General features: G+C 60.3%; 1 protein-coding gene. It reads right to left on the bottom strand.

Going from position 1 to position 557, the window contains the following annotated elements; all coding sequences use genetic code 11:
- Positions 1-253: Dyp-type peroxidase domain-containing protein (locus Q7C21_RS22685; protein ID WP_375151192.1), on the bottom strand; the 253-nt coding region annotated here is incomplete at its 3' end.
- Between the last annotated feature and the right edge of the window lie 304 nt (positions 254-557).

The raw sequence follows: 557 nt of genomic DNA, 5'->3' as shown, positions 1-557 counted from the left end.
CAAGTTCCACGAGCTTCGGTCCGAATCCGAAGGTCACGGTCAGTCGTGCGGGAACCGCGCCCAGTTCAGGTTCGGTGTCTGCCAAGGCTGCTTGGCCTTGAGTCAGCCTTGCCGCGTCGTCACTGAGTAAGCGCAGCAGGCGGCCTAGGGACTCACAGTCAAGAGCGTCACGCAGGTTCAATGCGATGTAGGTCGCGTGGGTTTGAGGCTCGGTGGTGATCCCTGCTTGATGGGCACCGTAGAAGGGAATCATGGTGTGGCAGTGCAGTGGCTCCGAAGCACCAGCCGGCGCAGCAGTGCTGGTCAGCGAATCGATCCCGAGAGCAGCAATCGCCCCTAGGCCTGCGGCGGCCCCGCCGAACAGTACTCCTCGCCGGCTAGGGCCGTGACGTGGTGGATGTCTTTGCATGGGGCATTAGTGATCGTGAGCGCTTTCCGAAGCCGAGTCATCCATCTTCATCTCGTTATGCTCCATGCCCTCGTGCTCGGAGCCTTCATAGTTTTCATTCGCTCCTGCGAAGTCCTTCACCGGCGCGGTGATATCAAAGGTGGACTCA

This window comes from Pantoea sp. ANP04 (assembly GCF_041982285.1).
GTDB lineage: Bacteria > Pseudomonadota > Gammaproteobacteria > Enterobacterales > Enterobacteriaceae > Pantoea > Pantoea eucalypti.
This window is presented reverse-complemented; position numbering and strand designations above follow the sequence as displayed.